Below are 19010 nucleotides of genomic sequence, written 5' to 3' on the forward strand. Positions count from 1 at the left end.
GTCTCCCCTCCCTCAGAATGCGACCTGATCGCCACCCTTAAGGCCAAGGCGTTCGCGCACCTCGGCCGGGGTCGCGACCGTGAGACCCAGGTTTTCAACAATGTTGCGGATTTTCTTTACCTGCTGCGCGCTGGACACCGCCTTTTCGCCCGGCCCGATATAGAGGCTATCCTCCAGCCCGACACGCACATTGCCTCCCAGCAGCGCGCTTTGCGTGGTAAAGGGCATCTGATGTCGTCCGGCAGCCAGAACGGACCATTCATAATCATCGCCAAACAGCTTGTTGGCGATGGTGTGCATGTGCATCAGGTTGTCCAGGTCGGCGCCAACGCCACCCAAAATGCCAAAGACCATCTGCACAAAGATTGGTCCCTTGATCCAACCCTGATCTATGATCCAGGCGAGGTTATAGAGATGGCCCAGATCATAGCATTCGAACTCAAACCGCGTGCCGTGGCCCTCACCCAGCTCTTTCAGGCAATATTCGATATCCGCGAAGGTATTGCGGAAGATAAAATCGCGCGTCATGTCCAGAAACTCCGGCTCCCACGCGTGTTTCCAGTTTGAATACTTGTCCTTCATCGGGAAGATGCCGAAATTCATCGACCCGATATTCATGCTGGCCATTTCGGGGCTCGCCGCGGTTGCCGCCCGCAGACGCTCTTCGCGGCTCATACCTAAGCCGCCGCCGGTCGAGACGTTCATCACCGCGTCTGTCGATTGTTTGATCCGCGGCAGGAACTCCATAAAAAGTCCGGGGTTGGGATCGGGTTTCCCGGTCTCCGGATCGCGCGCGTGCAGGTGGATGATCGACGCCCCGGCCTCGGCGGCCTCGATCGAGGCCGCAGCGATTTCGTTGGGGGTTATCGGCAGATGCTCCGACATGGTCGGTGTATGGATCCCGCCCGTAGGCGCACAGGTAATGATTACCGATTTCTGTTTGGCCATGGTCGTTACCCCTCAGACCCGCATTTGCTGGACTTGCGCCGACAGGCCACCATCAAGCACCCAAAGCTGGCCGGAGGCGTAGCGCGCCTCGTCCGAGGCCAGCCAGTTCACCAGATTGGCGATGTCGTCAGGCGTGCCATAGATGCGCATGGGGTGTACGTCGCGCACGGCTTGTTGCAATTCGCCGATGGATTTGCCGCCCCCACCGGAACCGTCGCCGGTAAAAAAGCTCTGCAGCATCGGCGTATCGATATAGCCGGGGCAGATTGCATTGACGCGGATGCCTTCTGGGCCATGGTCACAGGCCATCGCACGGGTCAGTGCATGCACAGCACCTTTGGTGGCGCAATAGGCCGCCAGGCCCGGGTCGGCGATGAACCCGTCATAAGAGCCAAAGTTGATGATCGAGGCGCTGTTGCCGGATTTGGCGGCTTCGCGCATCAAAGGCAGCGCGTGTTTCGATGTCAGGAATGTGCCGGTGCAGTTTACCGCAAAGGACATGTTCCATTCTTCGAGCGTTGTGTCCTCGATGGTCTTTTCAATCTCAATACCGGCAGCATTGACGAGTATGTCCAGCTTGCCGCAATCGGCCTGAACTTGCGCCATCGCCACCTTCACAACATCCTCGTCAGCCACATTCATCTTAACAAAACGGCTGCCGTCATTGTTGTGTTCGGCCAGCGAGCCCTGTTCGGTCAGGTCGGCTGCATAGACCGTGGCGCCCTCGTGCAGGAACCGTGCCACGATCGCACGGCCAATCCCGCCGCGACCACCGGTGACAAGCGCGACTTTTCCCTTAAGTTTCATGTTTGTTGTCCTTCTTTAAGGGGCGGAAAGCGGAAGCGGGCTGCCGCAACCGGCCAATCCATGTTGTTGCGTACATATTGCTGGGTCGCATCCGAGGGCGGGTTATAATCCCATGCCTCACCGGCGCCGGATTCCATTATGGTATGCAGCGCCCTGCGCGATTTTTGCGTGACCATGATGTCGTGGCGAAGTTGCTTGCTGTCCCAGCGTTTCGCGACCTCTGCGGCAAATTCAGCAGCCGCTTTGGTATAGGCCGGATCCTGAGCGACATTGGTTTTCTCCAGCGGATCTTTCGCCAGATCATAGAGTTGTGCCGGGTCCGCATCGCAGTGGACGTATTTCAGCGCCCCGCGACGGATCATGAAAACCGGATAAGGTGTCATTTCCGCGCAATACTCACCGATGGCTTCATCCACGGGATCCTCTTCGCCGCGGGCCAGAGGCATCAGGCTGCGACCGTCAACCGGTTCGCCCAGTATCGCGTCATCACCGCCGCCGATTTCCACCAGCGTTGGCAGCATATCGACAAGCGAACAGGCATTGGCGGCGGTCCCGCGCACCACGCCTGGGCCGGCCATAATCAGCGGCACCCGGCTTGATGACTCGAAAAAGTTCATCTTGTACCAAAGGCCACGCTCGCCCAGCATGTCGCCGTGATCTGCGGTGACCATGACAATGGTGTTGTCCAGCTCGCCGATGTCCTCCAGCGTTTTGACAATCTTGCCGATCTGGCTGTCGAAAAAGCTGACATTGGCCAGATAGGCGCGGCGGGCGCGACGCACCTCTTCTTCTGTCAAGGGCACATGGCTGGCCTCGATCCCATCCATCACCCGGCGCGAGAACGGGTCCTGCTCCTCGGGTGAGAGCACGAATTCCGGCATGCTGATCTCATCATCGGAATAGAGATCCCACCATTCAGGTTGCGCCACGTAAGGGTCGTGCGGGTGAATGAAGCTGGCCACCATCGCGAAAGGGGCATCGTCGCCATGGGCGCGGTCACGGCCCCGGTCGATCAGCCAGCGACGCGCGGCAAAGCCGACTTCGTCGTCATAATCGGTTTGGAATGTCGCAACGGCCACTCCGCTTTCCTTGACGGTCTGCATGTTGTGATACCATTTTTCCATCCGCTCGTCCGGGGCTTCCCAGTCCGGAGTCCAGGCAAAATCAGCCGGGTAGATGTCGGTTGTGACGCGATCCTGAAACCCATGTTTCTGATCCGGGCCGATAAAATGCATCTTACCCGACAGGCAGGTGCGATACCCCAGTGCTTTGAGGTAATGGGCAAAAGTTGGCACCGTTGCCTTGAATTCAGACGCGTTGTCAAAGGCGGCGATCCGGCTGATCAACTGCCCCGACATGAATGAAAAGCGAGACGGCGCGCACAGCGGTGAATTGCAATAGGCCGCATCAAATCGCATACCCCGGGCAGCAAGCGCGTCCATGTGCGGAGTTTTGGCAATCTTGTGGGCATAGGCACCGCAGTAATGCGGTGCCAGTTGATCAGCCATGATTATGACGATATTTGGCGTGTCCGGCATTTACTTTCTCCCTGTTAAACCGATGCGAGTAATAGCTCCTTGAGAGTGGAGGAGGCTCAAACCGCATCGGTTTTGTTCCCGGCAAAACCGGGAACCAGGCTGAGATCATTTGGCGGCCGTCTTGTAGGCATCAAGAACCAGCCCGTGGAAATGGTGGACTGCATGTTCGCTCATGCCTGACCCGTCGGGATCATTCACGATGCGGCCTTGGGTGAAGGCAGGGGTATTCATGCCCTTTTGCACGCTTTCGACGATATTGATGTCTTCAACCTGCAATACTTCATCCAAATAGCGGATGGATTCCAACTCTGCCTCGTTTGGCTTTTTTGTTTCGAGGAAGAAATCATAGGTTTCGAACGTTCGGTCCGGGCCTGCCGGGATAATGTTCAGTATGATCATCGACGAGCGGCCTGGATAGCGCATGATGCATGTATTGGGCCAAAGCCACCAAACCGCATGGGTTTTTACCGTGGCGTTTGACACGTCATAGGCACTGTTGGCGTTGTTGCCAGCTTCAGCCATGTGGCTGGAATAGATGCCATGGGTGGTCACCTTATAGGTGTCCATCTCGATCAGTGTGCAAAAGTCCTTGTGCGCGGTCGGGCAGTGATAACACTCCAGAAAATTGTCGACGACGTTTTTCCAGTTCGATTTGATGTCGTAAGTCAGACGGTGCGCGAATGTCAGGTCCTCGATATCCGGTGCCCAGTGCTTGATCTCGGTCGCGAGATTGCCGGTGGTTTCCGCAAGCGATTTAGCGCTCGGGTCGAGATTGACATAAATAAAGCCACAGAACTCTTCGACCTGAACCTGATCCAGGCAGATCTCTTTGGGTTCGAAGCCATCCAGGTTCTCGGTGTGGGGCGCGCGCACCAGGTTACCGTCAAGCTTGTAGACCCAGGCGTGATAAGGGCACATGATGCGGGTCGTGTTGCCTTCACCGGACAACAGTTCGTGTGCGCGGTGCTTGCAAACGTTGTAGAAAGCACGGAGTTCACCCTGTTTATCGCGAACGACTGCAATCGGTTTGCCGGCTATTTCAATAGTCATATATGACCCCGGCTCACGCACCTTCTCAACATGACAGACCCATTGCCAGGTTTTCGAGATTACCGCTTCCAGATCGACGTTGTACCAGGCGTCCTCGACATAAGCTTCTTTGCGCAATGAAAGCGAGCGCGAAGCGTTTTCGTCATAGCCCGTGGCGATGTTTGCAAAATCCTTGGCCGATGGCTGTTCAGTCATGGTGATCCTCATCAATTCTTGAGCGGGCGGGTGCGTTTTTAACCGCCAGGTGAGGACATTTTGTCGATTACATGTCAGTCATACTTTACATGAATCGCCCTTCGTTTTCCCTGAATGGTCATTTTTGCACTTTGTCGCGCTTCCGGTGCATTGGCCAGGCACGAAACTCGAAAGGAATCCTGCCCTCGATTCTGTCCTTTTTCGGCGGCAACCCGAACCGTTCCTTGTATGCACGGCTGAAATGCACCTGACTGGAAAACCCGCAAGCGAAGGCGATTTCGGACATCGGAAGCGACGTTTGTGTCACCAGCCCTCGTGCACGATCCAGCCGAATGTCGCGATAATACAATACGGGCGTCTTTTTCAGGTATTGAGCGAACAGTCGATTTAGTTGTCGTTGCGAAATCTCTGCCGCTTCGCAAATTCCACTCATCGGAAGGGGATCCTCGAGGTTTTCTTCCATAGCTTTGATCGCTTTTCGTATCGAACCCGGAACTTTCGCACCCAATGGTTCAACAAATTGCGGGTTTTGTGGCGTTCCGCGTTCGCGCATGTTGGGATGAAACACGTACCGGGCCGCAGCGTTTGCCAGTGCGTTGCCGTGGATCCCCTGTAAGATATGCAATGCGAAATCGAATGAGGCTGAACCGCCGCAGCAAGTGATCCGGTCACCGTCAAACTCAAAAAGCGCCTCGGTGCAGTCGACTTGCGGATAGAGTTCTCGAAACGCATCGATGTGCTCATAGTGAACAGTTGCGCGGCAATTGTTGAGAAGCCCCGCTGCAGCAACAATGAATGCGCCGGTATCTATTCCGCCAATCGGGATTTTCCGCAGCGCGGCTTGACGCAGCACAGCCTGAACATCCGCAGTTCCGTGATCTTCCGGCGTCCAGCTCGATGATACAATCAAGAAGTCAACATCGTCGGTCGACAGGTCTTTCATACCTTTGGTTGCGATAGTCGCACCGCTGCTTGACACGCATGCGCCCCCCACCGCGGACACAAAATCCCAACTGAAATGAGTGATCCCCTCAAGGTAATTGGCAGCCCTGAATGGGTCCACGAATCCCATGGTCGCCGCGATATTGAAATTTGGGGTGACGATGATCCGAAGATGTATTGGGCGAGAATATTTTGCCATTTTTGTCCAACGAAGTTAATTTGATGTCTTTCCGGTATAAATATTCCCCAGATCTCCTGCAACAATTGAAAGACCCACGAACTATGTGACCAACACGCAGGGAGACTCACAATGAAAATTCCAGCCATTGCCGCAAGCATCATTGCCATTGCAAGCGCTGCGCAAGCCGTCGACCTAGGCGCAGTCGACGAGCCGATAAAACTGGCCGTCAATGAATGGACTGGCCAGCACGTAAGCACGCACATTGCGGGGAGGATGTTGGAAGCGGCAGGTTACAAAGTGGAGTATGTGACCGCCGGTTATATGAACATGTGGCAGGCCATGGCGGATGGAGAAATTCATGCCGCGCTTGAAGTCTGGTCTTCCAATGTTTCCAAGGATTTCACCAGGAAGGCTGAAGCCGGAGGTGTAGCCGACCTGGGCGATCTTGGCCTGGATGCCAAGGAAGGCATCGCCTATCCCGCGCATGTCGCTGAACTCTGCCCCGGATTGCCCGCCTGGGAGGCGCTGAACGACTGCGCGTCGCTGTTTGCCACGGCAGAAACCCTTCCGATGGGGCGTCTGGTCGACTACCCGGCAGATTGGGGTACACCCGGAGCTGAACGGTTGACCGGTTTTGACCTTCCGTTCAAGGCTATTCCTGCGGGATCCGAAGGCGCACTGGTCACCGAGCTTCGCGCCGCAACCGAAAAGAAATCACCGTTGCTGATCACTTTTTGGCAACCGCACTGGGCGATGTCTGCATATGACGTACAATTCGTAGAACTGCCTGACGGAAGTGAAGCCTGCTTCACTGACCCGGCTTGGGGTAGCAATCCGAGTGCGACTCATGATTGCGGTTTTGCCCCGACGCGGGTCTTTAAGACCGGGTGGTCAGGAATTGCTGGAAAATGGCCGGCTGCATACGAAATTCTGACCAATTTTCAATTGGATGTGTCTGATCAGCAGCCGATGATGGGCGCCGTGGACGTAGACGGCCAGCCTGTGGAACAGGTCGCCACAGACTGGATGGCCGCCAATGAAGCCATTTGGAAACCTGTCGTTGAAGCCGCGATAAACTGAGGCCGGACATGTCGGAACGTTCCAACGCCCCAGCGGCCATCACTTGCCGAGGCCTGTGGCAGGTCTTCGGTGTAAACCCAGAGAAAAATCTCGAGGCGGCGCTGGAACGGTCCGGCGGAAACACAAGACGTGCGGCTGAGGATCTGCGAAGCCAGGGCTTGATCCCAGCAGTGCAGGACGCAAGTTTTGATGTGAAGGAAGGTGAACTGTTTGTCATCATGGGCCTGTCCGGCTCGGGCAAATCCACCATGATCCGTTGCATTTCGCATTTGGTGCAGGGCACGGCGGGCGAAATTCAGATTGAAGGCGAAAACATTCTTCATGCCAGTAAGAAACGCCTGATCGAATTGCGGCGCCACAAGCTGGGGATGGTCTTTCAGCACTTTGGGTTGTTTCCTCATATGACGGTAGCCGAAAACGTGGGCTTTCCCCTGAAAATGCAGGGAAAAACCCGAAAGGAACGACGCAACCGCGCGCTGGAGGTGATTAACCTGGTTGGCTTGGAAGGGCGAGAAGATGCCTTCCCGCGTGAACTGTCCGGAGGGCAACGCCAAAGGGTCGGTATCGCACGTTCTCTTGCCGTCAATCCTGACATCTGGTTCCTGGACGAACCATTTTCGGCGCTTGACCCTCTTATTCGACGTCAATTGCAGGATGAGTTTCTGAACATTCAGGCGACGCTCAAGAAGTCGATTGTCTTCATCACCCACGACATAACCGAGGCACTTAAACTGGCTGATAGAATTGCCATCATGAAAGACGGCGAAATCGTGCAGATCGGCACACCGACCGAGATTGTGTTGTATCCGGTCAATGACTATGTAGCCGAGTTTTCAAAAGATGTCGCCAAGGGCCAGCACGCCCGGGTTGCGTCGGTCATGGATGATCAAAACCCAGTTCCTGAAAAAATGGATGATGATCCGGGTCTCCGCACAAGCATGACCATTGACACCGCATTGGCCAAATGCATGTCGCTCTACGATCCGGTGCCGGTTTGGGATGACAACGGAAACATGGCTGGCTTTGTGCGTCCCGGCGAGCTCGCCGCTGCGCTGCAGGTAGAGGCTGACTGATGACCATCACAACCACCTTTCCGGCGACCAAAAGCCTTCAGCCTATTCGACTTAGCCCTGGCGCTCTTGCGGCATGGATAAGTGCGTGTGTTGGGCTGATCTGCTTGGTTCTGTCGCCGATTCTCCCGATGCTCAGCGACTGGCCCGAGTTTCTCACATTACCCATTTCTGACTGGGTCGGAATCGTAATGGACACTGTTCTGAGTTGGCTTAAACCCGCCGCCCGGCTGTTTTCGGATTTGCTTTACTATCCAATGAGCTGGACAAACACACTGTTGGTTGCAACCCCCTGGCCAATCCTGATCGGAATGGTCACGGCCATTGGGTGGTATTTGGGTGGTTGGCGGATGGCCGCGCTGGGTTTGTTCGGATTGGGGTTCGTACTGGCATCCGGTTATTGGATGGAAAGCATGAACACTCTGGCGCTGGTCGCCGTTTCGGTCCCACTCGCGCTGCTTGCTGGCCTGGCAATCGGAATATTCGCCTATGAGTTTCCTGGGTTTCGGAACATTGTTCAGGCGGCATTGGATTTCATGCAGACTGTACCAACCTTTGCCTATCTGACCCCACTGCTTGTGTTGTTCGGTTTTGGTCCTGTTGTGGGGTTGATCGCTTCTGCAATCTATGCAGCACCGCCAATGGCCCGCAACGTGTTGCTCGGGCTTGATCGCGTGGAAGAAGACATCAAAGACGCCGCTGTGATGTCAGGCGGGAACCGGCTTCACCAATTGTTTTTGATCGAACTGCCATCCGCCGCGAAACAGATCATGGTAGGCGTGAACCAATGCCTGATGGCAGCGCTCAGCATGGTGATCATTGCCGCTGTGATTGGTGGGTTCAACGATATTGGCTGGGAAGTGCTGTTGACCATGCGCAAAGCTCAGTTTGGCCAAGCCTTTTTGGCAGGCCTGGTTATCGTGGTCTTCGCAATGGTTATCGACCGCATGAGCGGGGCACTGGCGCTAGAGCGCAAGCGGCACGAAAAAAATGTCATCTTGGTAATCATGGCGATTTCAGTGGCCTTTACGGTTTTGGTCTGGGGCCAATTGCCCGACCCGTCCAGCTATACATATTTCGATCCGGTTTCTGCCTATGTCGATGATAGTTTGGGCCAGTTTATCGCCACACACGGTGCCGCATTGGACGGTTTCAAGAACTTCGTGCTGTTCTATTTGATGCTGCCATTGCGAATTGGCTTCGATAATGCCGTGTTGCCATTCACTTGGGGGTTTTCCTGGACCCCGTTGATGAGCTTCGTGCTGGTAGCCGGCGCTGTAATTGCGGGAGCGGTCATTTCACTGCGTGGACATGCCACTACCGGGGGGGTCATCGTGCTTCTGGCCATTGTGCTGGAAACCGGCATTGCAGAGTTGCCGTGGGTCTTTGTTATCGCGGGAACAGCTCTGTTGGGCTGGGTCTCTGGAGGACGGGCCCTGTCGGTCCTTGTTACAGTTCTCATGACTCTCATCCTGATCTCTGGCCTCTGGGAGCGGGCGCTCCTGTCTCTCTACTTGTCGGGGATATCTGTTTTGGCCTGCACGTTTTTCGGCGGTCTAATCGGCCTGATCTGCGCGATCAGCCCCACTGCGTGGCGCATTGTGCGACCCATTTGTGATATGTTGCAGACAATCCCTCTGTTCGTGTTCCTAATTCCGGTGCTGATGTTCTTCCAGATCGGTGAATTTTCAGCGTTCCTCGCCATCTGTGCTTACGCGATTGTCCCGATGATCCGTTACACACACCATGGCCTGCTCGAGACACCGGAAGAATTGATCGAAGCGGCCGTGTCTTCGGGAGCAACCGGAGCTCAGACTATGCGCGAGATACGTATTCCTTACGCAGTTCCAACCATTTTGCTCGGAGTTAACCAGACCATCCTTTACGCGTTCTCTATGCTGGTGATTGCCGCACTGATCGGGACAACGGGGCTGGGTCAATCCATTTTCCTGGCACTGGGGCAAGCAGATGTCGGACTGGGGCTGACGGCTGGAATTGCGATGGCAATATTGGCTTTGGTCGCAGATCGAATTGTACAAGGGTTTGCCGAGGAACAGCGGAAAGCACTAGGGTTATGACCAACGACAGCATTCCACGTGGGGTCGCATATTGTGCTTTGGATCAGGATGTAGAAACAGAGCATTACGCTTTCGTGCTACTGCCGTGCCTTTCAATGAATGCGCTCAGTTCAGCAATTGAACCGCTGAGAATTGCCAATCAATTTACCCGCAAGGAACTGTTTCGTTGGCGTTGCGTGTCAGAGGACGGACAGCCGGTTCGCTGCTCCAATGGCCTGGAAATCTCGGTTGATGGGAGCGTTGCAGAAGTTTCAAAGCATGAAATTGTGATCGTCTGTTCAGGCGTATTACCCGAAACTCATTCGTCCCCAAAAGTTGCGAACGAAATCCGAAGATTCTGGCGGAGGGGACAAACAGTTGGTGGATTGTGTACAGGGGCCTACACTCTGGCGCGAGCGGGTATCCTTGGAGGAACCTCGGTGACACTGCATTGGGAGAACTTGCTGGCTTTCCGCGAGTTGTTTCCCAACTTGGAAGCCACGGATCAATTATACCAGTTCGGCAACAGGATTTGGTCGTGTGCAGGGGGAAGCGCCGCAACTGACATGATGATAAGTCGGATACGCCAACTCCATGGAACGACTCTGTCTGGGGTCGTAACCTGCATGTGCTTGCACCAAGCACCACGAGCTGAGGCCGAACCCCAAAAAAACGGCGCTGCTGCGGCTCTCAACGTGCGGAATTCATCGCTGTTGCAAATCATCGAATTCATGGAAGAGAATCTGGATAGCGCTTCAAACCTCGATCACGTGGCCCGCAAGTTTGACATCTCGAGACGTCAGATGGAGCGGTTGTTCAACAAGTATCTGTCCACAACTCCCAAAAAGTACTTAATGCAGCTTCGAATGCACCGGGGTCGGGCAATTATGGCAGAAACCAACCTCCCGGTAGCAGAGATCGCGGCCGCGTGCGGGTTCAATTCCAGCAGTCATTTTTCCAAGTGTTTTAGGCAGTTGTTTGGCGAGTCTCCTTATCGGTTTCTCCAAACGGAAAAGTACTCAGGTTTTATCGGTAAGAGCGCAAAGATCTAGTTGCGCTCCAACACGTGAAGAAGCCGGAATATTGCAAACAGATCGCCTTGGGTCAGGGTCCGTAGCCCTGCCCCAACATCGCTCCTCACGATCCTCAATGCCCAATAAGGTGGACAGCGTAGGGGATTGTTTCTGGCGGAACGCAGCGCAAAATGCGCTTCTTCAACTGTATCTCCCCAAGCCCCACGGTGAACCTACAACGAGCACTGAAACACGCTTACGCATCCAGGGTTTCACACGGTTTCGCTGGAGATTATTTATTGTCATGGTTGACAATCTATTCTGAACGGTTATTTGTCAGATGTGACAATAAACGTGAGCCCGATGTCCCGCCCTAGTTTAAAAGACCAAAGATCAGAACAGATCCTCGATGCATATCTCACCTGTGTGGCCCATTTCGGATTGGAAGGGGCGACCCAGGAACGCATTGCAACCAAAGCCGGGGTCAAACGACCCATCCTGCGTCACTATTTGGGCAACAAGGATCAGATGACCGGAGCCCTTATCAGCTACGTCGTGGATCGGTTCGCTCAGGCGACTTTCGCTCTGCAAGGTGCATTGGAACCGACGGGTACTCCGGCAGATTTGATTGACCTGCTGTTTGACAAATCTACTCCCAATGATCCGCGCGTGATGCTGGCCTACCAATCCCTTGTCACATCCGTTGCCGAACACCCATCGATGCGTCAGCCCCTTGTGGAAAGCCTGGAACAGTTTTTGGACGTGATTGAAGCAGTACTAAAACGCGCGGGGCCTTTCGCCTCCGCCACCCAATTACGCGCGGTCTCGCAGGGGATCGCCGCGACATATGTGAACCTGGACTCTCTGACCCCACTCAGTCCGCCCGACGCTTGGCGTGAGGAGCTGAAGCAAGCGGCTCTGATACTTGCCGCTAGCCTGGACACAAAGGCATGAGCACTTCTCGCCTTATCAATTATGTTGCCTTCCCAGTTCTTTTGGTTGCGGCAGTTCTAGGGCTCTACTGGGTTTGGGGGATGCTGTTTCTATGGTGGTTGGTGCCATCAGTCCTGACTGGCCAGACCGCGCTTGTCTCTGAAATTACGCGCGATCAAGACCCGATTCTTTTCTGGTCCGTGTCCATCCTCTGGGCCGCGTTCGGTCTGATGATGATCGCGGCCAGCTTGTTTCCCCCCTACGCCATCTGGCTTGTTTAAGAGGTAGTCATGACCCGCATGTACCACCACCTTCCTGTTGACGCTTATACATCACAGGACTGGTTCGACCGCGAACAACGGCTGATCTTCTCTCGCACCTGGCGCTACGCGGGGTTGGCCGAGGATGTGCCGGAACCCGGTCATTTCACCTCGGTCCAGGCAGGGTTAAACAATATTTTTGTTGTGATGGGTCGCGATCACCGATTGCGCGCGTTTCACAACATTTGTCGACATCGCGGCACGCAACTAATCCGGGCGGTCGGGAAAACACAAAAGGCGCTGACATGTCCTTATCATGACTGGACATACGATCTGGAAGGCAACCTTATATCTGTTCCGGATGAGGCGAAGGAATACCCCAATGGTATCGACAAATCCTGCCTGGGGCTGAAACCCGCCAGTGTCGACATCTGGCGTGGAATGCTTTTTGTCCATCCTGATCCAGATCCGCCAAGCCTTGCCGAGTGGTTTGGCGCGGTTGATCCGCTGTTGGGGCCACACAAACCGGAAGAATTGGTGGAGTATCCCGATGCCCGGCAGAGCTATGAAATCAAGGCCAACTGGAAGATCGTGGTCGAGAATTACATCGACGTCTATCACCTGAGCCATCTGCATTCGAACACGCTGCATATGTATGATCATGCGCGGGCGGAATATGGGTGGAAGGGTCCGCATTATCATTTCTGGGAGCCCCCTGCGCCGGATTATGCGAAGGATCTGAACAAGAACCTGCCTTCACCTCGGACGATCCCCGAACCGCATGTTGGGGCCTGGGTGCCGATGCTGTTTCCGGGTATCGGTGTCGGTGCTGGTGAGGATAGTTGGAACCTCTTCGTTATCACCCCCCTCGCACCGGGCCTGACGCGGGTGGAAAACCGAACCAAACTGGCCAATGCCTCAGGTTGGGAGTTTCAAAAGCAGCAATGGCGCAGTTGGAGTTTCTGGAAGGAATTCGGCGGTCCAAAATACCCAGACGGCAATGCAACCGGCGAAGATGATCCTATGGCATCAGGTGATTTCACTGCCGAGGATATCTATGCCTGTGAGCAGCAACAAAAGTCGTTGACCAGCCCGTTTTTCGAGGTCGGCCCAGCCGCCAGCGGAGAAGGCCCGGTAGTGAGACACCAACAAGCGATCCTGAACTTCCTTGAGACACAAGAGACCGGGCCATAGCCTGTTGCTTGGGATCGACACCGGATCATTCTATCAATCGAGTGCAAAAACGTCTGCATTCCCTCCTCCGAATCTGAGGACACAATGATACGCATTCTTGCAATTCTGAACGGCACAGCCCTGGCAGCCGGACTAGTCTTGGCCAACCCATCAGACGAACCGAGGGATCTGGCTGTTCGCTATCTCAAAGCAACAGATGAGTCCGCCATCGCCGCAACGTGGAAGGATTGGCACCCGGAGGCGGTGCATACTGTCACGATCAAATACGGGCTGGGATTGCGGGATGAACAGTTTTTTTATTCGGTAGCAGGATGGGAAACTCTGCCTGATTGGCGCCAAGATCCATCGTTAACCGAAGCGATGCGGGGATACACAGAAACCACGCGCGATACGCCCACAATAACTTCAAAAAACGCCAACGGCGGTACACATGTCACCGCTGTCACTCGCGTTGGTTACATCTGGGACGATGCACCCGGACTTATGACCCAGACTGATAAGTTCTTCATCGTCTCGCAAGCAGGTCGGTTTGTTATCCGCACTCTGGACACCACGTTTGACTATCGTTGAGGATGCCATGAACCCCAACTTCTTTTCTCTGAAAGTTGCTGAAGTCCAGCCTGAAATCAAAGACAAAGCCACAAGCGTAATCTTTGATCTACCCACTCACCTGACGGAGACCTTTTGCTGGCAGGCAGGGCAGCACGTCACTCTGCGCTTTCACCTCAACGATAAAGAGCAACGTCGCAGCTACACCATTTCCAACCCACCCGGCGCGCCTTTGCGCATTACGGTAAAACGGGTGACCAAAGGGCTTGTCTCAACCCATATCGGTGACCGGCTAAAGCCCGGTGACATGGTCGACGTCATGCCGCCCTTCGGCCAGTTTTTTCTGACGCCGAGCTCACTGTACCGTCGCACCCACTATTTTTTTGGCGCAGGCAGTGGCATCACGCCGCTTTTCGCGATGATCAGCGCTGTCCTCGAAGAAGAACCTCATTCGATGGCCCATTTGATTTATGGCAACTCCGATGACCAAAGCATCATCTTTCACAAAGAACTGGAAAAGCTGGCAATGGATCATGCCGGCCGGTTCACATTGCGCCATGTCCTGTCCGCACCATCGATGTGGAGTTGGATCAGCCCTTGGCGAAAGGGTCGTTTGGGTTCCGAAGCCATAAAAGCTGCCATCGCAGAAACCCCGCCTGTTGCGCAGGACGTCCAATACTGGGTTTGCGGTCCCGGTACTATGAATACGGACGTGAACGAGGCGCTTATGGCACTGGATGTACCTGTGAACCGAATTCACATGGAGAGCTTTGGAGGCGCGACAGTCACAGCTTCCAGTGTGACGGGGATTGCCGCGAGTGCACGAGTAGTACTGGGCGGGTCGACCTACGAAATACCGGTTGCCGCCAATCAAACCTTGCTCAATGCGATATTGTCGGCGGGTGTGGCACCACCTTACAGTTGCCAGTCCGGACTGTGCGGTGCCTGCAAAGCGCGTCTGACAAATGGCCGGGTTCATATGCATGCCAGAATGGCTCTTGAAGACAGAGACGTCGCCCGAGGAGATATTCTTTCCTGTCAGAGTGTCGCCGTGACAGAGGACCTGAGCATTAACTTCGACAAATAGAGGCATGGTTTTGGAGTTATGGGGGGCTATCCAGTATTGATGAACACCTGACTTGAATGTGGTCAGATCACCCCGCGTTGACGTGAAAGAATGCCGGCTTCTCTCCTGAACGAATTTCAGTGAATGACTGCTTCAGACTCAAAGCAGCCGCGACTCCAGGGTAACAAGGCTTCCAATAAATTGAACCGTTTGAAATGGAAGGATTGGCTATTGGAGTGGTGCCAGCCATAGGGATTTAGTTACAGAATGTTCTGCGCGCATCAACTAGGCTATGTGCTATTAGTTCACCAGCTTATGCGCGACCACCTTCGGCTCACGCAAATCACGAGCAAACTACGCAAGCTTTTGGGGCACGCGAATTGCTTTGCGCGCCTAAATTTGTGCAGGGACGCTCATAACGTTACATCGCTATCCTTGGTTTTATTAGGGAAATCTGGTTGTCTTCGCCCTTAATCTTGGGCGACATTTGCGCAAAAAATTGCACGATTTCCGCATAATCTTGCGCGGCTCAATATCCGCGTTCAATTGATGGTGGTTGCAGTGTGATTCCGTCGACTTATAGGCGCTGTTTCTCAATCAAAAGTGCGTTCTGATTGGCGAAAATCCAACATTGTTTGAAGAACGCAGCCCATTTGCGAGTTTGTGGCAGATCACTGACAATATACTGCGGCACGCTCGCCATTCCTACCGTTCGCCGCGATTGCAAAGTCGCAGGTATGGCGACCTAATGCTGTGCAGACAATGGGTAAGTTCGCTGCGTTTGCGCCTGTGAGCGCCATCAAAATAGTATGAAGCAAACGCAGTGTGAGTGAATCTCCTACACACTGCTGCACGGGGGCGTCGTTTTGGGACAAGAATGCAGTCGATTGTGAGTTACGCTGACTTGCAAAGCGATGGAGCCACAAAATGCGGACAGATTTGAGACCGAACGTTATCTTAATCTTGGCTGACGACTTGGGCTTTGCTGATCTGGGCGCAACCGGATCAGAAATCCGAACCCCGAATCTCGATGCACTTGCCCGCAACGGCGTTTTGCTTACGACTATGTATAACTGCGCCCGATGCTGCCCGACGCGAGCGTCGCTTCTGACCGGATTGTACCCGCACAACGCGGGCGTTGGTCACATGGGAGCGAATCTGGGAACCGCCGCCTATCAGGGTTTTTTGCGCAACGATAGCGCCACGATTGCAGAGCACCTGAGGGCAAATGGCTATCGGACTCTGATGTCAGGCAAATGGCACGTCGCAGGGGACTTCATGGCCCGCGAAGTCGACAGTTGGCGCGTTGGGGATGTTGACCATCCAACGCCGCGACAGCGCGGGTTTGATCGCTTTTATGGAATTGTCGACGGCGTCACCCACTTTTTCTCGCCTCATTACATGCTCGAAGACGACAGCCGCATCATGACTTTCCCGGATGACTTCTATTTCACAGACGCAATCACGGACAAAGCTGTCGGAATGATCGAGGAAACCTCCGACGATCAGCCCTTTTTCCTCTATCTCGCGCATACGGCACCTCATTGGCCCCTGCATGCCCATCCCGAGGACATTGCACGTTATGACGGGGTATACACAACGGGCTGGGACGCCACCCGTACGGCACGGCATGAAACCATGAATGACATGAATCTATTCCAGACAAACTGGGATATTTCTCCACGCGATGCCGATGTTCATCCCTGGGACTCAGAGAAGAACACGGATTGGGAGGCGCGCAAGATGGCCACCTATGCTGCGATGGTGGATCGGATGGATCAATCTATAGGCAGGCTCATCTCGGAGCTGAAGCGCATGGGACAGTTTGAAAATACGCTGATCATGTTTCTATCCGATAACGGTGGATGCGCAGAATTCATGGCCGAAGACGGGTGGGCAAAGTTCTTTCCCGATACCACGAATGATGGTCATCACATCAAAATGGGAAACCGCCCGGACGTGATGCCAGGCGACGCGCAGACTTACCAGAGCTATGACAAACCATGGGCAAACGTCTCAAATGCGCCGTTTCGGTTGTTCAAACATTATGTACATGAGGGCGGCATATCGACACCGCTCATTGCACATTGGCCCAAAGGGTTCGCGCCGGGCGAAAATGCGCATGCGGCTTGCCACGTTGTCGATATTTTGCCGACTATCCTGGAGGCAACAGGTAGTCAGTACCAAGGAGAGGTTGGCGGGCATGAAATTCAGCCTATGCAAGGGCAGTCATTGATGGATTTGTTTCGCGGCAAGGACTGGTCGCGTGAAGAACCTATCTTTTTCGAGCATGAGGGCAACACGGCTGTCCGGCTCGGTCAGTTCAAGCTGGTCAGGCAGTATGGGCGGGACTGGGAACTCTATGACATTGAAGCGGATCGCACGGAACTGAGAAACCTAAGAGGACGCAACGCGGAACTGGAGGCTGACTTGATTGGCCAATACGGCAATTGGGCAACGAAAACAGGCGTCATGGATTGGGACATAGCTCTTCCCAGGTTACTTGAAGCGTGGAAGATCGAAACTGCGGAAGGATAAGCATTCCACACTCTGATGGGTGAGTACTCTGTTAGCGCTCTCGTATGGCGTGACGCAGCAGGGCGCTGTCGAAGCGTTCGGATACTCTTGCACGGGTTTGAATGGGCTTCGAGCTACCATCTAGCACCACGGGCGCAGCTCTTTCGGGATTGCCGAGGAAAGCTTTGACACCAAATCACGGGCAGCCCGAGCCAGCGATGGGTCAGCTTCAGAGGCCACCCAGGCTGCTCCCAAGGCGGCGGCCTCCAACTCATCCGCCAACTCCCGCCCTGTGATCGGCGACCGGGTAGACCGCAATATCTGGATAATCTGGAGCAGGCGTTCAGTGCGACGCATTTTTGCACTCTCCTCTCACGCTACTGGCATAACGGTGTAAGCAGGGTAGTTCTAGGACAGGATCAGAAATCAAATACGCGCGACACTCGCGCAAGCCAATGGAGCCACAAATATGATCCATCACGAACGCAGTCTCACCATTTATGCGTCCCCGACGCAGTTTGGGAGGTTCTCTGCCAGTTTATGCATATCGACGATTTCGCGCCCCAAATCACATCTATTGATGCCTTGACGGACAGAAGTCGGGGTGGGATCAAAGCGACGGAACTACTTTGCCAATGGGACATCGCCGGCCGAGGAAGTGACGGAATGGAAACCAGGTGCGGGCTACACAGTGCAGCTATCTGACATGGCGGCAATGCCACTGCACGAGGCCAGTTCCGAAATCCTCATCACCCCGGCTGGCGACAAATCCAAGGTCACGTGGACATTCGACTATCGCGTGAAATACGGCCCACTTGGATGGCTGTTGGGACAAACTATGATGAAGACGATGATGGGCAAGACCATCGACGCCAACCTTCTGGGATTGTCGGAAAAGGTTCGCGCGGGATAATCTGGAAATGACTTCCGTTGGAAAGCAACCAGTATAGGTTTTGTCATGAACGGTCGTTTTGCTGCGCATCTCGGAAACTGCAGAGCTAGTTGTGAATGTCCGGTTCAGGTTGTGACGCGTTAACCGTAGGCGGTGCAGAAGCGAGGATTCTGTTTCCATTTTTTGGCATGCTGCAACTACCCCAAACAACAGCTATGTGCCGTTCGGGTTAGCGTCCTAAAAGTTCAATAGAGTACTTGCCCTAAGCGGGATCTTACATCTCAATGAGTTGAATAAGGTTCCCGCAGGTGTCGTCGAAAACCGCCATGCGGACAGGTCCTGCTGCCATTGGCTCAACGCTAAATTCTACGCCCAGATCGCCCAACCTTTTCCGCTCCGCGTCAAGGTTTTTTACCAGAAATGAATGTGCTGGAATGCCATCAGAAACCAGTGCTTCTTTATAGGGTTTCACTGCTGGGTGGTCGCTTGGCTCAAGCAGTAATTCTGTTCCTTCGGGGTCTTCGCTCGCCACCACCGTCAACCAGCTTTTTTCACCCAAGGGGATATTGTTCTTCACCGTGAAGCCGAGAACGTTAGTATAAAATTTTTCTGCAATATCTTGGTCATCGACAAAGATGTTAGTCACGTAGATTTTCATAATTTTTCTCCGTTTTGCTTGACTGCCCCGGAGGCGTGGATGGAGCTTGAGTTGACAGCC

At 54.2% G+C, this 19010-nt stretch carries 18 protein-coding genes; 11 read left to right on the top strand and 7 right to left on the bottom strand.

Annotation, left to right across the window (positions count from 1 at the left end; translation table 11 throughout):
* Positions 1 to 12 precede the first annotated feature (12 nt).
* From kce to AC2TCY_RS00215, 5 genes are all read right to left on the bottom strand, one after another.
* Complete coding sequence (kce, locus tag AC2TCY_RS00195; protein WP_480844700.1) at positions 13 to 948, bottom strand: 3,5-dioxohexanoate:acetyl-CoA acetone transferase; 936 nt, start codon at positions 946 to 948, stop codon at positions 13 to 15.
* 12 nt (positions 949 to 960) lie between these two features.
* Positions 961 to 1755, bottom strand: a complete 795-nt coding sequence (locus AC2TCY_RS00200) for an SDR family NAD(P)-dependent oxidoreductase (protein WP_480844701.1) — start codon at positions 1753 to 1755, stop codon at positions 961 to 963.
* Positions 1752 to 3293: a choline-sulfatase gene (betC, locus tag AC2TCY_RS00205; RefSeq protein WP_480844702.1), complete on the bottom strand. Its 1542-nt coding sequence runs from the start codon at positions 3291 to 3293 to the stop codon at positions 1752 to 1754. Before betC ends, AC2TCY_RS00200 begins: the two co-directional genes overlap by 4 nt.
* 105 nt (positions 3294 to 3398) lie before the next feature.
* Entirely contained in the window at positions 3399 to 4538 is a 1140-nt protein-coding gene (locus AC2TCY_RS00210) for an aromatic ring-hydroxylating oxygenase subunit alpha (RefSeq protein WP_480844703.1), read from the bottom strand.
* A 118-nt stretch (positions 4539 to 4656) separates the two neighbouring features.
* Positions 4657 to 5679: a GlxA family transcriptional regulator gene (locus AC2TCY_RS00215; RefSeq protein ID WP_480844704.1), complete on the bottom strand. Its 1023-nt coding sequence runs from the start codon at positions 5677 to 5679 to the stop codon at positions 4657 to 4659.
* Positions 5680 to 5790: 111 nt separating this feature from the next.
* Between AC2TCY_RS00215 and AC2TCY_RS00220 the strand changes: the two genes are divergently transcribed.
* From AC2TCY_RS00220 to AC2TCY_RS00265, 10 genes are all read left to right on the top strand, one after another.
* Positions 5791 to 6741, top strand: coding sequence for an ABC transporter substrate-binding protein (locus tag AC2TCY_RS00220; protein WP_480844705.1), 951 nt, complete (start codon positions 5791 to 5793; stop codon positions 6739 to 6741).
* An 8-nt stretch (positions 6742 to 6749) separates the two neighbouring features.
* Positions 6750 to 7814 carry a quaternary amine ABC transporter ATP-binding protein gene (locus AC2TCY_RS00225; RefSeq protein WP_480844706.1) on the top strand — a complete coding sequence of 355 codons (1065 nt, stop codon included), beginning with the start codon at positions 6750 to 6752 and terminating at the stop codon, positions 7812 to 7814.
* Complete coding sequence (locus AC2TCY_RS00230; RefSeq protein WP_480844707.1) at positions 7814 to 9889, top strand: ABC transporter permease; 2076 nt, start codon at positions 7814 to 7816, stop codon at positions 9887 to 9889. Before AC2TCY_RS00225 ends, AC2TCY_RS00230 begins: the two co-directional genes overlap by 1 nt.
* Complete coding sequence (locus AC2TCY_RS00235) at positions 9886 to 10920, top strand: GlxA family transcriptional regulator (protein ID WP_480844708.1); 1035 nt, start codon at positions 9886 to 9888, stop codon at positions 10918 to 10920. Before AC2TCY_RS00230 ends, AC2TCY_RS00235 begins: the two co-directional genes overlap by 4 nt.
* A 324-nt stretch (positions 10921 to 11244) precedes the next feature.
* Complete coding sequence (locus tag AC2TCY_RS00240) at positions 11245 to 11835, top strand: TetR/AcrR family transcriptional regulator (RefSeq protein ID WP_480844709.1); 591 nt, start codon at positions 11245 to 11247, stop codon at positions 11833 to 11835.
* Positions 11832 to 12095, top strand: coding sequence for a hypothetical protein (locus AC2TCY_RS00245; RefSeq protein ID WP_480844710.1), 264 nt, complete (start codon positions 11832 to 11834; stop codon positions 12093 to 12095). The genes AC2TCY_RS00240 and AC2TCY_RS00245 overlap by 4 nt, the downstream gene beginning before the upstream one ends.
* Positions 12096 to 12104: 9 nt before the next feature.
* Complete coding sequence (locus AC2TCY_RS00250; protein ID WP_480844711.1) at positions 12105 to 13268, top strand: aromatic ring-hydroxylating oxygenase subunit alpha; 1164 nt, start codon at positions 12105 to 12107, stop codon at positions 13266 to 13268.
* Between the two features lie 84 nt (positions 13269 to 13352).
* On the top strand, positions 13353 to 13838 hold the full coding sequence (locus AC2TCY_RS00255; RefSeq protein ID WP_480844712.1) for a hypothetical protein: 486 nt from the start codon (positions 13353 to 13355) through the stop codon (positions 13836 to 13838).
* Between the two features lie 7 nt (positions 13839 to 13845).
* A complete protein-coding gene (locus tag AC2TCY_RS00260) occupies positions 13846 to 14904 on the top strand; it encodes a 2Fe-2S iron-sulfur cluster-binding protein (RefSeq protein WP_480844713.1) in 1059 nt (352 codons plus the stop codon).
* Positions 14905 to 15810: 906 nt separating this feature from the next.
* A complete protein-coding gene (locus tag AC2TCY_RS00265) occupies positions 15811 to 17421 on the top strand; it encodes an arylsulfatase (RefSeq protein ID WP_480844714.1) in 1611 nt (536 codons plus the stop codon).
* 120 nt (positions 17422 to 17541) lie between these two features.
* Here AC2TCY_RS00265 and AC2TCY_RS00270 read toward each other — a convergent pair whose 3' ends face one another.
* Positions 17542 to 17757: an HTH domain-containing protein gene (locus AC2TCY_RS00270; RefSeq protein ID WP_480844715.1), complete on the bottom strand. Its 216-nt coding sequence runs from the start codon at positions 17755 to 17757 to the stop codon at positions 17542 to 17544.
* Between the two features lie 247 nt (positions 17758 to 18004).
* Here AC2TCY_RS00270 and AC2TCY_RS00275 point away from each other — a divergent pair, with 247 nt between their 5' ends.
* Positions 18005 to 18313 carry an SRPBCC family protein gene (locus AC2TCY_RS00275; RefSeq protein ID WP_480844716.1) on the top strand — a complete coding sequence of 103 codons (309 nt, stop codon included), beginning with the start codon at positions 18005 to 18007 and terminating at the stop codon, positions 18311 to 18313.
* 253 nt (positions 18314 to 18566) lie between these two features.
* Here the strand turns inward: AC2TCY_RS00275 and AC2TCY_RS00280 are convergent, their stop codons facing one another.
* Positions 18567 to 18950 (bottom strand): VOC family protein, encoded by a 384-nt coding sequence (locus AC2TCY_RS00280; protein ID WP_480844717.1) that lies wholly within the window; start codon positions 18948 to 18950, stop codon positions 18567 to 18569.
* Positions 18951 to 19010 lie beyond the last annotated feature (60 nt).

This window comes from Ruegeria sp. HKCCD7181 (assembly GCF_057221055.1).